Source organism: Parafrankia discariae (assembly GCF_000373365.1).
GTDB lineage: Bacteria > Actinomycetota > Actinomycetes > Frankiales > Frankiaceae > Parafrankia > Parafrankia discariae.
This window is the reverse complement of the sequence record NZ_KB891230.1, coordinates 289,794-309,072: the sequence shown is the minus strand read 5'-3', so window position 1 is coordinate 309,072 and position 19,279 is coordinate 289,794. Positions and strand designations below refer to the sequence as shown.

Sequence of the window (19,279 nt, the reverse complement as noted above, 5' to 3'; positions counted from 1 at the left end):
CGGCCCCGCGCGCCGCGGGCTCTGGCGCCGCGGGCTCTGGCGCCGCGGACCCGGACGTTGCGGACCCGGACGTTGGAGGCGCCGCGGGCGGAGGGAGCTTTCCCGCGCGGTCGGTTGGTTCGTCGGCCGATCCGTCAGCCGGCACGGCACACCTCCCCGGAGACCACCTCGAAGCGCACACCGGCGAGCTCCGCCGGCACGTCCGCGTCGACCGCCGCCGTCACGAGTACCTGCTCCGCGTCAGCGACCAGGGCGGCCAGCCGCGCCCGCCGACGGGTGTCCAGCTCCGCGAACACGTCGTCGAGCAGAAGTACCGGCTCCCGGTCGTCCGCGCGCAGCAGTTCGAACGAAGCCAGCCGCAGCGCGAGCGCCAGCGACCAGGACTCGCCGTGGCTGGCGTAGCCACGGGCCGGCCGCCCGTTCACCGAAAGCAGCAGATCGTCCCGATGCGGGCCGACCAGCGTCACACCGCGATCGACCTCCTGGGTGCGCACCGCCGCGAGACCGGCGAGGATCGCCTCCGCGAGCGCCGCCCGGGTCGCCGTCCCACCGCCCGGCCGGTCCGGGCCGGCGTCGGGTCCGTCCCGCTCGACGTGCCCGTTCTGGTCGACGTGCCCGTCCGGCTCGCCCAGGCCAGCTCGGCCTGCGGGCAAGGCCCGATCGGGTGACGAGTCGAGCGTCACGGTCGAGCGGTACTCGACGCCGGTGGGCGCGTCCTCGCCCGCGACCGCGACATAGGCGCTCTCGACCCGCGGCCGCAGCTCCTCGACCAGCGCCAGGCGGGCCGCGAGCAGCTCCGCGCCGTGGTCGGCGAGATGCCTGTCCCACACCTCGAGCGTGCGCAGGTCACCCCGGCCACCGGCGCGGCGGGCGGCCCCCGCCGACCGCAGGAGCGCCGAACGCTGTTTGAGCACCCGGTCGTAGTCGGACTGCACCGCCGCCATCCGCGGCGATCGCGCGACGAGCAGGTCGTCGAGGAACCGCCGCCGCTCGGCCGGGTCGCCCTTCACCAGCGCGAGATCCTCCGGGGCGAACAGGACCGTGGCGAGCAGCCCCGCGACGTCGCGGGGCCGGGCCACCGGGGCACGGTTCAGCCGGACCCGGTTCGCCTTGCCGGGCACGATCTCCATCTCGACCAGCGCGGCCCGGTCACCTCGTACGATCCGCGCCCGCACGACGGCCTGCCCGCACCCCTCTCGGACCAGGGGAGCGTCGTTCGCGACCCGATGACTACCCAACGTGGCGACGAATCCGACTGCTTCGATCAGGTTCGTCTTGCCCTGACCGTTCGAACCCACGAACGTCGTGACACCGGGCTCGAGTACGAGGTCCAGCCGGGCGTACGAACGGAAGTCGGTCAGCGACAGGTGGGTGAGATGCACGTCACCCGTTGAGTCGGATCGGCATCAGCAGGTAGCGGTAGTCGGGGATCTCGGTCTGGTCGTCGCCGCCCTTGCCCGTGAGGATCGCGGGCTTGCTCGCGGCGAGCGCGGCGTCCTCGGCGCTGGCGAACCCGATCCGGACGATGTCGGACTCGAGCGCGCCGAGGGCGTCGAGCAGGTAGGCGGGGTTGAAGGCGACGGTCAGTTCGGGCCCGTCGTAGCTGACGGGCAGGGTCTCGGACGCCTGGGCCTCGCCGCCCGCACCGGCCTCGAGGACGAGGTGGTCCGGGGTGAACGTGAGCTGCACCGGTGCGGTACGGGCCGCGACCAGCGCGACACGCTTGACCGCCTCGGTGAGCGGAGCTATCTCAAGCTGGGCGATCAGCGGTGAGCTGTCGGGGAGCAGCTTGCGGTAGGGCGGGAAGGTCCCCTCGAGCAGACGCGTGGTGGTCTGGCGGGTGTTGCCGGCGAAACCGGCGAGCGTCTCCCCGGAGGGACCGGTACCGAGCGCGATGGCGACCTCGACGCCCGAGCCGGACAGGCTCTTGGCCGTGTCGAGCAGGGTGCGGGCCGGGACGAGCGCGACGCCGGAGGCCTCCGGGGCCGAGGGACGCCACTTGAGCGTGCGCACGGCGAGGCGGTAACGGTCGGTAGCGGCGAGGGTGAGCGTGTCACCCTCGATCTCGAGCCGCACGCCGGTGAGAACCGGGAGCGTGTCATCCCGGCCCGCGGCCACGGCGACCTGCGCGACGGCGCTACCGAACGCGGCGCCCTCGATGTGCCCGGTGATCTCCGGCATCGGCGGCAGGGTCGGGTAGTCGTCGACGGGCAGCATCGGCAGAGCGAAACGGGCGTTGCCACAGGCGACGACGAGGCGGGTGCCGTCAACGTGGACGTCGACGGGGGCCGCCGGCAGGGAGCGGGTGATGTCCGCGAGCATCTTGCCGTTGACCAGGCCACGGCCCTCTTCGGTGACGGTGGCGTCGAGCTCGCCCTGGGCGGCGACCTCGTAGTCGAACGCCGCGACCTTGAGCGCCGGACCGGTGGCGTCGAGCAGCAGGCCGGCCAGTACCTGGAGCTGCGTGGTCGCCCGGCTCGGCAGGGTGCGGGCCGTCCAGGCCACCGCGTCGGTGAATTCGTCCCGTTCCACGCGGAACCTCATGGACATGTCCTCCCGTCGTCCCGCGGCGGCCGTTCCCACGGCCGTTCGCGGAACTTGACATCACCGGCATAGCTACGCCGAGCCGAGCTCCCGACCCGCGCGCCGCCCGCCTGGTCGGCGGGGAGCGGGCAGTCGAGCACCAGCCTGACCCGATCCAGCATCCCAGAGCGCCGGGAGCGGGCAGCGGGTGGTCTGTGTTCCGAGGGTGGCACACCGGGCCCGGCTGCCGGGCACGCACCCCGCACCGGCCGATCGGAGATCCGCGGTGGGCAGAGCGCAGGGCCGCCCGCCGCGACGGCCCGCGACGGCGTCGTGCCCGGGACCACCGCGCCCGCGCTGGAGCCGTGGAGCCGCACGGTCCCACGGCGATCGTCGAGCCCCGAGCCGGGTGCCGGGTGGGCTGGGGGCCGCGCGGCGTCAGGGCGACTCCTCGGCGGAGGTCGAGGTTTCACGAGACGCCTCGATGGGGAGGCGGCTGACCGAGGGCAGCGACCGGGTTGCTCCGCGCTCACTCCGGGCTGTCGGACCACACCATGATCGAAATTTCGAGGTTGTCCCCAGCTCCTACTGCTTCGAGTTTTTGATCTCTCTAATGAAGATCTCGTTAGTAGTAGTAGTAGGGGCTGTGGAAACTGTGGAAAACGGCCATTTTCCCAGGTCAGAGTGGGTGAGTCCCTGTGCGCATCCTGGGGGTGACGGTGTGGATGATCAAGGCGTTTATCCCCAGGGCTTGATCGATTCCACAGATGACCCTCAGATGCACACAGGCTGTACACACGTTCATCCACCGGCTACCCACAGGTTACGAGGCCACTGTCCCCAGCTTCGACGCCCTTTCGAGGCCCGCTCGGAGTGCGCTCGAAGCCCGTCCGATGATCCGAGCGATCGCCCGAGCGCGCTGGGCGATCAACACTGATTCCTCGCAGGTCGGGAATCACCCGTTATCCACAGCCTTTTCCACAAGCTGTGGGTGAATGCCACGCAGTGGGCTCTCAATCGTTTGATCGGCACGCTCGTTCTCCGCCGGCCCCGCCCCGACTCGCGGCACCGATCCGAAACGCACGCCCGGACGCGAACCCACGCTCGAGGCGAACTCGAACTCGAACTCGAACTCGAACTCGAACTCGAACTCGAACTCAGGACCGGGACCGGACCGCCCGGACCGGTGCTCCTGTCCGGGTCGGCATCCCCGCTCGGGTCGGCCCACCTACCTGAACCGTCGCTCCCGCCCTGATCCGTGCTCCCGCCTGGACCGGTACTCGCGTGGACCGGGACTCCTGTTCGGACCGGGCGGACCCAGCCCCGAACCAGCGGACTCAGCCTCGAACCGGCATCGGTCCGGAGTCGGTCCCGAACCTGAACACGGGCTTGAATCGGCTTCCACCCCGACCCGGCGGAGTCGGGAAGCACGCCAGTCGATCGCCCGGATCCGAACGCCGACCCGTAACCCGGAGTCGTGCCCGGGCCTGGACGCGAATGAACGAAGTGCGGTGGCCGGTGCGGACTGTGCAATTTCCTCCGCCGGTCCTCGCGCGCGTCGAATGTTCCTTTCCGCATTCGGCGTGGCCGCGGCGGAACGGTTGGGCGCTGACAGGAAGTCGCGGCGGCCCGGGTTCGGAGGATCCGGGCGGGTCGGAATCCTGGCGACAGCCGGATCCTGTGCGAACACCGGACCGGGACTGGGCGTGAGGCGCCGGCGGCTCGGAGCCCGCGACGATTCGAGCCCTCACCGCACCGATACGCGGGCCCCTTCACCCGGACGCACCCAAAAACCCAACCCGAACCCCAACAAAACCACCAGAAAATCCATCAAACCCCAAAAGCCCCAACCTGGACCAGGTCACCGGCTCCGGATCCTTGTGTGGCGGGTGAGTGAGTCCCGGGACTCACTCACCCGCCACACAAGGAAATGAGGGCGGCTGGGGGGGTGGGGCGAAGGCGTGGGGGTCAGGCGTGTCGGGCCTGGGCGCGGATGCGGTTGGTCAGCTCGGTCACCTGGTTGTAGATCGCCCTGCGCTCGGCCATCAGGCCGCGGATCTTCCGGTCGGCGTGCATCACGGTGGTGTGGTCCCGGCCGCCGAAGTGCTGACCGATCTTCGGTAGAGACAGATCGGTGAGCTCACGGCAGAGGTACATCGCGATCTGACGGGCTGTCACCAGGACCCGGCTGCGTGACGTCCCGCACAGGTCTTCCATGGAGATGCCGAAGTACGCCGCGGTGGCGTTCATGATGGCCGCGGCGGTTATCTCCGGGTTGGCCGCGTCGGGGATGAGGTCGCGCAGCACGATCTCGGCGAGCGTGCGGTCGACGTGGGACTTGTTCAGGCTGGCGAAGGCCGCGACCCGGATGAGCGCCCCTTCGAGCTCGCGGATGTTGCGCTCGATGTGGGTGGCGATGTACTCGAGCACGTCCGGAGGGACCGGCAGCCGCTCGGTGGCGGCCTTCTTCGAGAGGATGGCGATCCGGGTCTCGAGGTCGGGCGGCGTGACGTCGGTGATCAGCCCCCACTCGAACCGGCTGCGCAGGCGGTCCTCGAGGGCCGAGAGCTGCTTGGGTGAGCGGTCCGAGCTGATGACGATCTGCTTCTCGGTGTCGTGCAGGACGTTGAAGGTGTGGAAGAACTCCTCCTGCGTCCGCTCCTTGTTCTCGAGGAACTGGATGTCGTCCACCAGCAGGACGTCGATGTCGCGGTAGCGGCGCTGGAACGCGAGCTGCCGGTCGTCGCGGATCGAGGCGATGAAGTCGTTGGTGAACTCCTCCATGCTCACATACTTGATCTTGCTCTCGGGGTAGAGCTTGACCGTGTAGTGACCGATCGCGTGGAGTAGGTGCGTCTTGCCCAACCCGGAGTCACCGTAGATGAACAGCGGGTTGTAGGCCTTCGCCGGAGCCTCCGCGACCGCCACGGCCGCCGCGTGCGGGAAGCGGTTGCTGTCACCGATGACGAAGGTCTCGAACAGGTAGCGGGGGTTGAGCCGGGCCGGTTCGGACGGGCGGGGCGAGGGGTCGCGGCCCAGCCCCGGGGCCATCCGCCCGGGGGGCGCTCCGTCGACCCGTCCCTCGAGACGCCCGTCGAGGCGATCTTCGCTCCGGCGGTCCTCCCGGCGGTCCTCGCCTCGGTGGTCCTCTCCCAGGCGGGGCTCGTGGCCGGTCGAGAGCAGCGAGCGTGGGCCGCCGCCGGCGTCGATGCCCGGGAGGGTGAGGGGACCGGTCATCGGCTCCGGGTCCGGCGTGTGCTCGACGGTGACCGCGACCCGGATCTCCCGGCCGTAGGCGGTGGACAGCGCGGTGGAGAGGAACGGGCGCAGCCGGGAGTCGAGCAGGTCTTTCGTGAACTCGTTCGGCGCGGCGAGCAGCGCGGTGTCCTGGACGAGCCCGAGTGGACGGGTGAGCCTCAGCCATGCCCGCTGCTGGCCGGAGAGCGTGCCGTCCGCGACGCCCGCCACTGCCTGTTCCCACACCGCCGACAGGTCCGGCTCCGAGGTGGGCGCGGCTCCCCGGGACGGCTGACCGGCGACGGAGTCGGCGCTGAGGTCGGTCACAGGGGTGCTCCTTGTGGCTCTTCGTGGCTCTCGGGCGGGACCACACGACCGCCGGGAGCCGGAGTCGCTGGCTGGCACTGTGGTCTCTTTGCGTCAATGCGCGTCAGCTGTGTCGGGCCGGCGACATCGCCGACCGGCGGTGCCGCCCGGTCGGCCGCCGGTGCGGTGCCGACCAGCCGGTGCCGCCGGTGGCTCAGGTCCTGGTTCGGTGGTTCGTGCGCTGGTGGTCGAGACGTTCCTGGTGGTTAAGGGGGTGATGGTGACAGGATGCGCGACTGTTGTGTAGCCGAGGATTGTTCCGTGTCGCCGCGGCCGATGGACGTGGACCCCCGGCCCGAGCGCACCGGACCCGCCGGGCGCGGCCGGCGGCGCGCCGCTCCTCCGGAAGCGGTTCTCCACATCGTCGTCCACAACCTGTGCATGGACATGACACCGCATCCGGCGTGGCGTCGGCGACCGGCCCACAAAGTGGATGACAGCCACGCGGACCACTGAGCGGACCACTCTATGAGGTGCGCCAGGGGGGCCGGCCTACGAGGTGCGCCGGGGAGACCGGTCGGTGATGGTGCTCCTGCCCGTGTGGTCCGGTGTGGAGTCCACCCACGGAGTCCACCCACGAGTCCACCCACGGAGCCCGTGGGCTCGGAGGGGCGGCAGACGGTTCACGGACTGAGCTGTGGGCAGCGGACTCGACCGTAACAGTCACACCGGGACACCCGGACCGGGGTGCCCTCGCGGTGTCCGTCCGGTCACCTCGTCGTGGCCTGTGGTCCGGACGGAGCCGGCGTTGGTGGCATCGTGTGTAGGCTAGGGCGAACCACGGCGGCGGTCGGCTCGTGGGCCCGGCTTCGTGCTGGGCCTGATCTCACGGGCCTGACCTCACGGACGTGGGCTCCGGTGGCGGGTCTCCTCAGGCTGAGGGCTCCTGTCGATCGGTCGCCCGGGTTCCGGTCCCGTCACCGAGGTCCCAGCCACGGCCGGCGTCCAGCCGGCATCCCGCCCGTCTGTGTCTCCGGAGTCCTCACGTGAGTAAGCGCACCTTCCAGCCGAACAACCGCCGGCGGGCCCGCACCCACGGGTTCCGGCTCCGGATGCGGACCCGCGCCGGCCGCTCGATCCTGTCCGCGCGTCGCAGTAAGGGCCGCAGCCAGCTCTCCGCCTGACGGTGGAGTGAGCGCGCCCGCCGCCGTCAGCCATGCTCCCCCGGGGCTCCCGAGTTCGCACCAGGCAGGAACACGCCCTTGCCGGGCGTTCCGGCCGGCGCGTTCGGGCAGGGTTAATCGTTGTCCACAGTGTGCAAACCGATGTGGACGGACCGCCTCGGGCCGGGTTCGTCGTCGGCCGCCGGGTGGGTAACGCGGTGATGCGTAACCGCGTCCGCAGGCGGCTGCGCGAGCAGACGCGCTCCCGGCTGTCCTCGCTGCCACCGGGAACCGCTGTCCTGATCAGGGCGTTACCTGAGGCGGCGGGTGCGACGTCGGCTGATCTCGGTCGTTCGCTCGACTCCGCTTTTCGTACCGTCCGCTCCCCGCGGCCGCAGCGATCGGCGCGGTCGGGATGAGCGCGGTCGCCGGTGTGGGCAGCGCGGCCGCCGTCTTGGCGTTCGTCGATCTCGTCCTCGTCGCGCTCGCGACGTCCACGAGGTTCACCATGCTGGCCAGGGCGTCCAACGGCGCGCTGCGTGGCCCGCTGGCCTGGGCTCTCGCCATGGCGGTCCGGGTCTACCGGGCCGGCTGGTCGGGGCGGAACGCGGGCTGTTGCCGCTTCGAGCCGTCCTGTAGTGCCTACGCGCTGACGGCGGTGACCCGCCACGGCGGCGTCATCGGTGGTCTGCTTGCCATCCGTCGGCTGTTGCGCTGCCAGCCGCTTTCCGCGGGTGGCTACGACCCGGTGCCCGGTGAGGCGCCCGGAGGGTCCGTCGATCCCGGCACCGGTCGGTGCCGGACGGCCTCGGGTCCGGTGGGCGCCGTCGATGCCGGCACGAGGCACGGGCATGGCTCTGCGTCCCTCCACCGGGGGACGCGTTCCGAGATCGTCGGTTCCCGTCGCGGAACGCGGGTGTGAGGAGACAGTCTGGTGTTGGATCCGCTTTATCATCTCGCGGCGAACGCGATCGTCTTCTTCCACAGGGGATTCGGGCCGATCTTCGGCGCGGACAGCTTCTTCGCGTGGGCGTTGTCGGTCGTTCTGCTTGTCATCTGTGTCCGGATCCTGATCTTCCCGCTGTTCGTCAAGCAGGTGAAGTCCCAGCGGACCATGCAGATGATGCAGCCCCGGATCAAGGAGATCAAGGAGAAGTACGGGCACGACAAACAGCAGATGCAAGCGGAGATCATGAAGCTCCAGAAGGAGCATGGCAATCCGCTGCTCGGCTGTCTGCCGATCCTCCTGCAGATCCCGCTGTTCATCTCGCTGTTCCACGTCTTCACCCACCTCGCCCCGATGAACGAGGGCCCCGGCGGCTCGCTGGTGTGGCGTCCGCGGGTCGGCCTGTCCGCCGACCAGGTGGAGCAGATCGCCAGCGCGAAGCTGTGGGGCATCTCGCTGTCGAACTCGTTCGGCTCCTCCCAGGACCTGCTGGACTTCCTCGGGGCCAACGGGACACACGCCAAGATCCTCGCGGTCGTGCTGATCGTCCTGATGGGTGCGACGACGTTCTTCACCCAGCGCCAGATCATGGCGCGGACCGGGCCGGTCGATCCGCAGCAGGCGATGGTCCAGAAGATCCTGCTGTACGGTTCGCCGCTCATGCTGGCGATCTTCGGATTCCGGTTCCCGATCGCCGTCCTGCTGTACTGGCTGACCACGAACCTGTGGAGCATGGGGCAGCAGTTCTTCGTCATCAAGAAGATGCCTCCGATCAAGCCGCTCGCCGCGAACGGCAAGGTCCCCGGCGCCCGGACGGCACCGTCTGACGGTGCCGCGGTCTCCCGGCCCTCCCCCGGTGCCCGCGCGGGCGCGAAGTCGAAGAGCCGCCCCCGTCCCGCCACGACGTCCCTGACGAAGGGCGCGGACTCCGGTGCCGGCGGCCAGGCGGCGGGCGAGAACGGGCGGGCCTCCTCCGGTTCGGCGGTCGCCGTCGGGTCCGGTGAGCGGGTGTCGAGCGCCCCGCCCGGAACCCGCTCCCGGTCCGGCACGTCCACGAGCAAGCCGAAGACTCCGGCCAAGGCGGCCGGAGCGAAGGCCACCCCCAAGGGCACGCCCCAGAGCACGCCGAAGGCCACGGCGGTTGACGCCGCCGGCGGCGCCGGGAAGGCGTCCGCCACGAGCGAGATCGCCGACTCCGGCCGGGAAGCCGCCACCGGTTCGGCGACGGCGGCAGCGGGCACGTCCCGTTCGAACGGTGTCGCGGAGTCCGAGGGAGCCTCCCGGTCCACCCCGCCGCCGGTCCCCGCGGGGATGCGCCGCGCCCCCGGTGGGTCGCGGCCGGCCAAGCGCCGGGGAAAGGGCAAGCGACCGGGCGGGCGGCGCTGATGAGCCGGCGGATTCCGGTCCCGCCCACAGGCATCGTCCGGGCTGAACGCCCCGTCCGCCCCGGACGCCCCGGTTCGTCCCGGGCGGTTGCCCCCCGTAACCGCCGCGCTGACCCCGCGGCGCCCGGACGTCCCGTACGCTCGGCACCGCCGCCCCCTTTCCCCTGGAGTAACGCTGATGACCGGTTCGGCACCTGACCTGGCCGTGGAAGGACCCGAGGCCAATGAGGACGGCCCGACGGCCGGGGCCGACACGACCGCGGGCGAGGACACCACGAGCTCGAACGGCTCCGGCGAGCGCCGGCTCGCCGACCTCGAGCAGGAGGGTGAGATCGCGGCCGACTACATCGAGGGCCTGCTCGACATCGTCGACATGGACGGCGACCTCGATCTCGACGTCGAGGGCGGGCGTGCCGTCGTCGCCGTGGTCGGGGACGGGCTGGACAAGCTGATCGGGTCCGGCGGTGAGACCCTCGAGGCGCTGCAGGAGCTGACCCGGCTAGCCGTGCTCCAGAAGACGGGCGTCCGCAGCCGGCTCATGCTCGACGTCGGCGGTCATCGAGCCCGCCGCCGGATCGAGCTGGGGAAGGTCGCGACGAACGCCGCGAACCGGGTCGCCGACACCGGCGAGCCCCAGAAGCTGGTTGCGATGACACCCTTCGAGCGCAAGGTCGTGCACGACGTGATCGCCACGATCGACGGCGTGCGCAGCGAGTCCGAGGGTGAGGAGCCCACCCGCCGGGTCGTCGTTCTGCCTGACTGACGGCCGTGTACCGTCACCGGAGTTTGTCCGGGGCAGGGAACCGATCGCGGATCTGACGCTCGCGCACGACTCTGACGCCGTGCGCGGCCGTGACGCCGTGGTCGGCCCCCGTCGAGGACGTCGGATGCGCGGCGAGGGGAACGAGGGCGCCAGTGGTGCTGCCGAGGGTGGGCGGGCCGCCACCGGAATCGACCACGACACCTGTGATCATTCCCGCGACGCCCGCGACCACCCCCGAGGCGTCCGCCATCATCCGCGGCGGGCCGCGGCTGTGGTTGCCCGGTCTCGTCGCTCTCGCGCTCACCCTCCTGGTGGTGCTGCTGCACGCCTATCTCGACCGACCGTTCTGGTACGACGAGATCTGGCGCGGGCACTTCGTCAGTGAGCCGATCGGCTCTCTGTGGTCCGAGCTGACCGTCGCGAACACGCCGTCGGCTCTGGGATGGCTGGGTGTCACCCGGCTCTCCGGAGACCTGTTCGGCTGGCACAGCTGGGCGTTGCGGCTGCCGGGCTTCGCCGCTCTGCCGGCGCTCGGCGCACTGACCGCCGTTCTCACCCGGCGGTTCTCCGGAGCTGTGGCCGCCCTGTTCGCGGTGTGCTGGCTCTGTCTGAACGCGACCTTCCTGGACCTCGCCACCCAGCTCAAGCCGTACACGATCGAGACCCTGGCGGCGGTGGCCGTCGTCCTGCTGTGGCTTGGCCGCCCGGAGCCCGGTTCCGAGACCGGCTCCGGCTCCCGGAGCCGTCTCGGCCCGGTCGGCCGTGGCCGCCTGAACCGTGGCCGCCTCATCCGCCGCACGGCGGCTGGCGTGATCTCCCTGTTTTCCGTTCCGGCGATCTTTCTTGTCATTCCGCTCGCGGTGATGGACCTCGTGCCCGGCCCGGACCGGCGGCGGCGGATCGCCGAGACGCTGCCGAGCGTGGTGCTGGTTGCCGCGCACACGCTTTTCTTCATCGGTCACCAGTCCGCGCAGCGCGCCGGGGGCTACTGGGACGCTCAGTTCCTCGCCGGGCGGGACCCCTGGCAGGCCGTGAGGTTCGTGGCCGAGCAGCTGTGGCGGTTCGGCACCGGTTCGCCGCCCGGGATCGACCAGTTCGACCCCAGCCTGGTGCCGGGATTCGTCGACCTTCCCGGGTATCTGCCGTGGCTGCTGGCCCCCGCGATCGTCGTGCTCGGCGTGACCGGCGCCGCCGCGCTCGCTCGCCGGCCGGACGGCCGCCGCGTGCTCGGCGCGCTCGCCGGCGCGGAACTGCTCATGCTGGGCGCGAGTGCCGCCCGCTTCTGGCCGTTCGGGCCGACGCGGACCAACCAGTTCGTCGTGCCGCTGTTCGTCCTGGTCGTAGTGGTCGGCGGGGATCGGGTCACCCGCCACGCCGCCCGCCGGGCGGCTCGGGCCTGGCGGGCTCGCCCGGTCGACCGGCGCGCCCGCGCGGTCGACGCGGGGGGTGCGGTGGCGGTGGTCCTCACGGTGGTCCTCGCGGCGGGCGTGGCCCTGGCGGGTGCCGGGTCCGGCGACCGGCTCGTCTGGGAACGGCAGGATCGGATGCGCGGCCTCGACCTCATGGTGGACGCGGCGGTGACCACCCGCCGGCTGGTCCGCCCCGGGGACCTCGTGGTGGTCGGCGGCCGGCTCGCCCGCCCGGGATGGATCTACGCGATGGAGGTCAGCGCGGACGCCCCCCGGATCCCCGAAGCGCTCCCCCAGTCCGGCCGGGGGACCGTCTCCGGAACGTTCTCCGGAACCGCCTCCGGAAACGAGCCGCCTCGGGTGGCCCGCGCGGACACCGTTTTCGTCGATCCCGGCCGGCGTGATTCCGCGGGCCGGCTGGTGCCCCTCGCCGCGCAGTTGGAACGGTCTCGCCGACCCGGCCGTCTTGTCGTCTTCGTCTTCGACATCGATGCGGCCGCGATGGCTCCGGGGCTGGCGGCTTTGCGCGACGAAGGCTGGTGCCCCGGTGAGAGTCGGCGATTCCGACTGACCGGTTCGGTCACGGTCTACTCCGCCTGCTCCAAGCCCCCGGTATCGAGCCGTGGATGATTCACGGTGTCGATGACCGTCGAAAAAGGGGCTGTGCGTGGCTGTCGGAGGTCGGCGTGCCCGCCTGATCGCATCGGTCGCACTGGCACTGCTGGTCACCTCGGCGGCGCTGGCGGGTCTGCTGCTCGAAACACGGCCGGGTTCATCCGGCGGAACCACCCGGGCAGCTGACCCCGCGACGCAGGCCGCGGCCATTGTCGCCGCGGGCGACGACCTGGCCGGGTTCGTCGACCCTTTCATCGGCACCGCGCGACAGCGCCGGGATGTCATAGCCGGCGACGGGGTCGCGGGTGCCTTTCCCGGCGCCGCGGCGCCGTTCGGAATGGTGCAGTGGAGCCCGGACACCGACGGACGGGCGGCCGCGGGGTCGGGAGGATACCGGTACGCCGACTCGGTGATAGACGGATTCAGCCTGACCCACTTACACGGCACGTCGTGCTCCGCGGCACAGGACGTCTCGATCATGCCGTCCACCGGTCCTTATCCGTTCCATCCACCCACCGGCGAGGTGAACGAGACCTCGCCGTGGGAGGCCGGCTTCTCCCACGACGACGAGTCGGCCGCGCCCGGTCGTTACAGCGTCCAGGTCACCTCGCAGGCGGGCGATCGGATAGGCGTGGATCTCGCCGCGGGAACCCGCGCGGCGGTTGGTCGTTTCTCGTTCCCGCCCGGCGTGCCGGGATCCCTGTTCGTCGACCTGGGCCGCCGTGGTGACGGCGCCCTCCGGGCGGACCTGCAGGTGGACTCCGCCACCGGCGAGATCTCCGGCTCGGTGACGAGTCGGGTCTTCTGCCGGCAGCCGGCCGTCAGCACGCTCTATTTCGTCGCGAGGCCGGATCGGCCGCCCGCGGCCGTCGGCACCTGGTCGGCGGGGAACTGGTCGCCGAGCCCGGGCGCGGCCGACGAAGGCGGGCCCACCGCGACGTCGCGTTCCGCCTCGGTCGGAGCCTGGCTGAGAATGCCACCGACAGCAGACGGAGCGGTCGTGCTCCGTACCGCTGTGTCGTACACCAGCGTCGAGGGGGCGCGGGCCAACCTCGCGGCCGAGTACCCCACCAGTGTCGACGCGGTCGCGAGTGCCACCCGCGCCGAATGGAACCGGAGGCTGGCGGCCGTGCGTGGCGTCTCCGCGTCGCGGTCGGAGTTACGCGTCCTGTATACGGCGCTTTATCACGCGATGCTGGGCCCCGGCGCCGTCAGCGACACCGACGGCACCTACCGTGGCTGGGACGGCTCCGCCGCCGCCGCCCCGGGCTGGACCGTTCGCAGCGGGGTCGCCGGCTGGGATGCCTACCGCAGCTCGTTCCCGTTACTGGCGATGCTGGCTCCGGATGTCGCCACCGACACCGCGCGGTCGTTGCTGGCGGGTGCCACGCAGACCGGGTCGGTGCCGGGATGGACCCTCGCGACCAGTCGGCCCGACATCATGCCGGGTGACGGCGGCACGGTCCTGCTCGCCCAGGCGGTGGCGCTCGGGCTGCCCGTCGACCCGGCGCAGGCGCTGGCCACCGCGCTGGCCAGCGCGGCCCGCCGCCCGTTCGCGGCCGAGTACGACCGGCTCGGTTTCGTCCCGGTCAGCCCCGGCGGTCTCCCGGACGCCGTGTCCGTCACCCTCGAGTACGCCCTCGCGGACTTCGCTACAGCGCAACTGGCGCTTGCCGCGAACCGGCCCGAGATCGCGACCGTCTTCACCGGACGGTCGAAGCGCTGGCGGTCGGTCTGGGATCCGGTCAGCAAGCTGCCGGCCCCCCGCGGCCCGGACGGCGCCTTCCTGCCGGTGGAGCCGACGACCCTGCCCGGCTACACCGAAGGCACCGCGGCCCAGTACTCCTGGCTGGTTCCCCAGGATCCCGACGGTCTCGCCGAGGCGATGGGCGGGCGGCGCGCCGCGGTCGACCGGCTCGCCGACTTCCTCACCCGGCTCGACGACGGCCCGATCGGGACGCACGCGGAGATGGGAAACCAGCCCAGCCTGCTCGTCCCCTGGCTCGGTGCGTCGTTCGGCGCCGTTGATCTGACGATCGACGCTCTCGACCGGACGCGCCGGACCCTGTTCCGGGACACTCCCGACGGCCTGCCCGGAAACGACGACACCGGGGGTCTGTCGGCCTGGTACGTGCTCGCCTGGCTCGGGCTGGGTCCCGTCCAGCCGGGAACAGACCTGCTCATCGTGACTCCGCCGGCCGTCTCATCGGTCGAGATCACCCTCCCGCGTGGACAGCTCCGTTCGGTGAGCGAACAGGTCGGCAGGGTGGACGGCCGCCTACCGGTCGGGCTGAGACGGGACGGCGAATCGCTCCCCGGGCCCTGGATCCGCTTTCGTGACGTCAGCGCCGGAGCGACGCTGGCCTGGTCACTGTCCGATCAGCAGCCGACCGCCCCGAGCCCTGGGCGCTGACCGGCGATGATTCACGGGAAACATCTGTCCGCGCTGTCCGGCTCCAGGCGCCGAATTCCCGACACAGCGCCTATCTGAGGTATCACCTGACGCGCCGGAACGGGTCTACCGGGGATGCTGGGGTGGTGCCTTCGCGTCGCACCCTCCCGCCCCGCCCCGAGCGCCCGCGGCCGCCTGCCGCGCGCTCGTCCAGTTTCGGCTGTCCGGGCCGTCCGATCTCAGCCGGGGGCGAGCCACATCCGGGCCCGGTTCCGCGGGCCCGGCGTGCCCTCTCGGCCTGGCCGACAGTTCAGACCGGTCAGCTGTGCCGGCTGGGCATGTCGGGCGCGTTGGTGGTTGAGGTGAAGCGATGACACCGCCCGACCAGACGGCCGGTGACCGCCGTCCCGACTCCTCCCCCTCGGATCAGCTGGCCCCGTCGCCGTCGCCGTCGCCGTCGGCCCCGGCTCAGCCGGGGACGACGTCCGAAGGCCCGGCCGGAACCGCCGAGGTGGTTCCCGACGCCGCTCGCACCGTCTTCGGTGATCGTCTCGGTCTCGCGGTGCGATATGCCGAGCTGCTTTCGACGGCCGGGGTCGAGCGAGGGCTGATCGGGCCGCGGGAGACCGGCCGGCTCTGGGAACGGCACCTCCTCAACAGCGCCGTTCTGGCCGAGGCGATCCCGACCTGGCCTTTTTCTCCCGGTTCCACCTCGTCCTCCCCCGGCTCCACCCCGCCCGGTTCCGACTCCGCCGCTTCCGGTTCCGCTGGTTCCGGTGAGCCCGCGCTCGAGGTCGTCGACGTCGGCAGCGGCGCCGGGCTTCCCGGAATCCCGCTCGCGCTCGCCCGGCCCGACCTGCGGGTGACGCTGCTCGAGCCGATGGAAAGGCGCTGCCGTTTCCTCGCGGAAGCCGTGGCCGAGCTCGGTCTGGCGGGCCAGGTGGAGGTCGTGCGCGGACGAGCTCCGGACGTTTCCGAGCTGCCGCCGCATCGCACATTCGACGTTACGGTGGCCCGAGCAGTAGCCCCTTTGGGACGTCTTGGCGCGGTACTGCTGCCGATCACGCGTCCGGGCGGTGTCATGCTTGCACTGCGCGGTTCGCGAATCCTTGAGGAATTGCAGGCCGCGCGTAGTGATCTCGATTCCCTGGGTTGGCGCGAGGTGAACGTCATGACGTGCGGGGCTGGCCTGGTGGACGAACCCACCCGTGTGCTGCGCGCGATGCGGTCACCTCAGTCCACCCAAGGGGACGGCGGGAGGGGACGGCGCGGCGCGGATGACCGGCAGGCCAGACGGACGACACAGCCACGGCGACCACGGGAGGGCACTCGTGATCGACCGGCACGTGGGAGGTCCCGTTCCACGTGAAACAGCGAAGCCATATGAGACGGCGAGGGCACCTGAAGCAGCGTCGGCGGGTCGAGGCGGCCGGGTACACGGGGGGAGTCCGGGTGGCACGCCCGGCCTCCCGGGCCTGGACCCCCTCGACTCCTCGACCCCGATCGGAGCGGCGGCGGCAGCAGCGGTGGAAGCACTGACGATGGAACGACGACGACCCTTTCCCCGACCCAGCCGGCGGCGTGTCATCACCGTCGCCAATCAGAAGGGTGGCGTCGGCAAGACGACGACCACCGTCAACCTGGCCGCCGCACTGGCCATGCACGGAGTCCGCGTACTGGTCGTGGACCTCGATCCGCAGGGCAACGCCTCCACCGCCCTCGGCGTGGACCATCGGTCCGGCACTCCCTCGATCTACGAGGTGCTGCTCGGAGACCGCCCCCTCGACGACGTGGTCGTGCGGTCCAGTGAGTCCAACGGGCTGTTCTGCGCGCCGGCGACGATCGACCTCGCGGGCGCCGAGATCGAGCTGGTCTCGATGGTCGCCCGGGAGACCCGGCTGCGCCGGGCCATCGACGGCATGCGCAACGAGGTCGACTACGTCCTCATCGACTGCCCGCCGTCACTGGGGCTGCTCACGGTCAACGCGCTCGTGGCGGCCCGGGAGCTCCTGATCCCGATCCAGTGTGAGTACTACGCGCTGGAGGGCCTTGGTCAGCTGCTGCGTAACGTCGAGCTGGTCCAGGCCCATCTCAACCAGGAGCTCCGGCTGTCGACCATCCTGCTGACCATGTACGACTCGCGCACCCGACTCGCCGATCAGGTCGTGCACGAGGTGAAGGAGCATTTCGGGGACAGGGTGCTGAGCACCACGATCCCGCGCAACGTCCGGCTCGCCGAGGCGCCGAGCTACGGCCAGTCCGTCCTGACTTACGATCCCGCCTCCCGCGGGTCGCTGTCCTACCTGGCCGCGGCACGCGAGCTCGCCGAGCGCGGAGTCGACCCGCCCCCCCGCGGCAGCGCCGGGAGTGCCCGCAACGGGGCTCCCAGCGGTTCCGCCCCGACCGGTGGGGCTCCGGCGAACGGCCACTCCCCCAGCGGCCCCCCGCCGCCCGTCGGCCGCGGCACGGGCGCCGCCCAGACCAGCCCTGACCGGCCCGGCCCGGCGCCGTCCGGCTACCGCGCCGACGGTGGCTACCCCGGTGACGACAGCTACTCCGGCGGCGACGGTTATCCCGGTGACGACGGTTATCCCGGCGGCGACGGCTACTCCGACGACGACCGGTACGGCACGCCCGCCGACGGCTACGCCTCGCCGGGCGGTCACGCCGCCACGGGCGGGCCGGCCACGCCGGAGGGCTTCGCCGTTCCGGACGGGCCGCTGGTTCCGGGCACACCCGGCACCCGGGACGGGTACGGACGGCCCAACGGGTACGGCCCGCACGGCGGGGCCTCCGGGTCCGGCGGTCCGAACCTGAACGGGGCCGGTCGATGACGGCGCGGCGCGGTGGTCTGGGCCGTGGTCTCGGCGCGCTCATTCCGGCGGCCGCCGAGCCGCAGGACGGGTACCAGAGCAACGGCCTGGACCACGCTCCGGCACCGGCTCCCGCCCCGGTCGCGGGCGCCGTCTTCCGGGAGATCCCGGTGGACTCGGTGACCCCGAACCCGCGCCAGCCACGGACCCACTTCGACGAGGACGCCATCGCGGAGCTGGCCGCCAGCCTGCGCGAGGTGGGGCTCCTCCAGCCGATCGTCGTCCGGGAGCTCCTGCCCGGCCGCTACGAGCTGGTCATGGGCGAGCGGCGGCTGCGCGCGTCGAAGCTCGCCGGGCTGGAGCGGGTGCCCGCCATCGTCCGGGACACCGCGGACGACGCCATGCTGCGCGACGCCCTGTTGGAGAACCTGCACCGCCAGCAGCTCAACCCGCTCGAGGAGGCCGCGGCCTACGAGCAGCTGCTGCGCGACTTCGGGGCGACGCACGAGGAGCTGGCCGGCCGCCTGGGCCGTTCCCGCTCGCATGTCACGAACACCATCCGCCTGCTCGGGCTGCCGCCGGCGGTGCAGCGTCGGGTGGCCGCCGGGGTGCTGTCCGCGGGGCACGCCCGCGCGCTGCTCTCCCTGGAGAATCCCGATGCCCAGGACAGGCTGGCGACGCGCATCGTCGCCGAGGGTCTGTCCGTACGGGCGGTGGAGGAGATCGTGGCCCTCGGCGAGGAGGGCCCCCGCAAGCGGGCTCCGCGCGGGCCGCGGGCGGCTGAGCCGGCGCTGACCAGCATCGCCGACCGTCTGTCGGACCGACTGGAGACCCGGGTCAAGGTGGACATGGGCCGCAGCAAGGGCCGCATCACCGTGGAGTTCGCGACGATCGAGGATCTGGAGCGGATCGTCGAGGTGATGTCCCCGAACTCGAGGGCCTCCTGACCGTCTCCTGATCTCACCGCGGGGCCCCGGGGCGCACGTGCCAGCCACGTGCGCCCCGACGCATGTCCGGGGTCGGTGCGGTGCGGGCGCGGCCCGCTCAGACGGCGCCGGGGACGGGGTTCACCTGGCGCAGGACGCCTTCGGGATTCATCGAGCCGAGCAGACGCTCCAGGGCCACCTCGACGTCCTCCCGCCAGCTGACGGCGTTCTTCACCTCGAGGCGCAGGCGGGGCCAGCGGTGGTGCGGGCGAACCGTCTTGAACCCGACCGCGAGCAGGTAGTCAGCGGGCACGACGCAGCGGGTGCCGGAGTCGCGCAGGTCGCCGAACGCCTCCAGGGCGCGGTAGCCGCGCCGGGTGATCTCCTTGGCCACCGACTGGATGAGGACCCGGCCCAGACCCTGACCGGTGAACTCCTGGACGATCTGCGCGGTCATGAGCAGCACCGCGTCCGGGCTGACGGGGCTGGTCGGGAACGCCACGGAGCGCGGCACGTACGCCGGCGGCGCGAACATGACGAACCCGGCCGGGACGTTGTCGATGTACACGACTTTTCCGCAGCTACCCCATTCGAGAAGCGCGGACGAGACCCAGGCCTCCTTCTCGATGTCCGTGCCGCCGGCCTCCTCGGCCCGGCTACGGGCTACCGGATCGAGCTCCCAGAAGACGCATCTGCGACAGAGGGGCGGCAGGTCGTCGATGTTGTCGAGGGTGATGTTCGCGATCCGACGACTCATCGAGCCAGCCCTCCCAGCGGTCCGGACGACCGTCCCCGGCCGAT

13 protein-coding genes and 1 pseudogene are annotated in these 19,279 nt (G+C 71.6%); 10 read left to right on the top strand and 4 right to left on the bottom strand.

The window, feature by feature from the left end; translation table 11 throughout:
• Positions 1–134: 134 nt before the first annotated feature.
• From recF to dnaA, 3 genes are all read right to left on the bottom strand, one after another.
• Positions 135–1,382 (bottom strand): DNA replication/repair protein RecF, encoded by a 1,248-nt coding sequence (gene recF, locus B056_RS0122420; RefSeq protein WP_018504101.1) that lies wholly within the window; start codon positions 1,380–1,382, stop codon positions 135–137.
• Between the two features lies 1 nt (position 1,383).
• On the bottom strand, positions 1,384–2,544 hold the full coding sequence (gene dnaN, locus B056_RS0122415) for a DNA polymerase III subunit beta (protein WP_026240014.1): 1,161 nt from the start codon (positions 2,542–2,544) through the stop codon (positions 1,384–1,386).
• A gap of 1,947 nt (positions 2,545–4,491) precedes the next feature.
• A complete protein-coding gene (gene dnaA / locus B056_RS0122405; protein WP_018504098.1) occupies positions 4,492–6,087 on the bottom strand; it encodes a chromosomal replication initiator protein DnaA in 1,596 nt (531 codons plus the stop codon).
• A 1,025-nt stretch (positions 6,088–7,112) separates the two neighbouring features.
• On the opposite strand from dnaA, the gene rpmH reads away from it, so the two are divergent.
• The 10 genes and pseudogenes from rpmH (at position 7,113) to B056_RS0122350 (ending at position 18,499) form a co-directional block, all read left to right on the top strand.
• Positions 7,113–7,250 carry a 50S ribosomal protein L34 gene (rpmH, locus tag B056_RS40935; RefSeq protein ID WP_020464714.1) on the top strand — a complete coding sequence of 46 codons (138 nt, stop codon included), beginning with the start codon at positions 7,113–7,115 and terminating at the stop codon, positions 7,248–7,250.
• Between the two features lie 32 nt (positions 7,251–7,282).
• Positions 7,283–7,648, top strand: coding sequence for a ribonuclease P protein component (gene rnpA / locus B056_RS40930; RefSeq protein ID WP_076784750.1), 366 nt, complete (start codon positions 7,283–7,285; stop codon positions 7,646–7,648).
• Positions 7,645–8,151, top strand: coding sequence for a membrane protein insertion efficiency factor YidD (gene yidD, locus B056_RS0122390; RefSeq protein WP_018504097.1), 507 nt, complete (start codon positions 7,645–7,647; stop codon positions 8,149–8,151). The genes rnpA and yidD overlap by 4 nt, the downstream gene beginning before the upstream one ends.
• 12 nt (positions 8,152–8,163) lie before the next feature.
• Entirely contained in the window at positions 8,164–9,561 is a 1,398-nt protein-coding gene (gene yidC, locus B056_RS0122385; RefSeq protein WP_018504096.1) for a membrane protein insertase YidC, read from the top strand.
• Between the two features lie 177 nt (positions 9,562–9,738).
• Positions 9,739–10,323 (top strand): Jag family protein, encoded by a 585-nt coding sequence (locus B056_RS0122380; RefSeq protein ID WP_026240012.1) that lies wholly within the window; start codon positions 9,739–9,741, stop codon positions 10,321–10,323.
• 203 nt (positions 10,324–10,526) lie between these two features.
• Positions 10,527–12,362 (top strand): hypothetical protein, encoded by a 1,836-nt coding sequence (locus B056_RS0122370; protein WP_018504093.1) that lies wholly within the window; start codon positions 10,527–10,529, stop codon positions 12,360–12,362.
• Between the two features lie 37 nt (positions 12,363–12,399).
• On the top strand, positions 12,400–14,760 hold the full coding sequence (locus B056_RS0122365) for a GH92 family glycosyl hydrolase (RefSeq protein ID WP_018504092.1): 2,361 nt from the start codon (positions 12,400–12,402) through the stop codon (positions 14,758–14,760).
• 349 nt (positions 14,761–15,109) lie between these two features.
• The gene (gene rsmG / locus B056_RS0122360; RefSeq protein ID WP_018504091.1) at positions 15,110–16,108 is read left to right on the top strand and encodes a 16S rRNA (guanine(527)-N(7))-methyltransferase RsmG; all 999 of its coding nucleotides are present in this window, start codon (positions 15,110–15,112) and stop codon (positions 16,106–16,108) included.
• Positions 16,071–17,078: pseudogene (locus B056_RS46135) on the top strand (ParA family protein); the annotation flags it as partial. The gene rsmG and the pseudogene B056_RS46135, both read left to right, overlap by 38 nt.
• Before the next feature lie 491 nt (positions 17,079–17,569).
• Complete coding sequence (locus B056_RS0122350) at positions 17,570–18,499, top strand: ParB/RepB/Spo0J family partition protein (protein WP_018504089.1); 930 nt, start codon at positions 17,570–17,572, stop codon at positions 18,497–18,499.
• A 97-nt stretch (positions 18,500–18,596) separates the two neighbouring features.
• Here the strand turns inward: B056_RS0122350 and B056_RS0122345 are convergent, their stop codons facing one another.
• Positions 18,597–19,235 (bottom strand): hypothetical protein, encoded by a 639-nt coding sequence (locus B056_RS0122345; RefSeq protein WP_018504088.1) that lies wholly within the window; start codon positions 19,233–19,235, stop codon positions 18,597–18,599.
• Between the last annotated feature and the right edge of the window lie 44 nt (positions 19,236–19,279).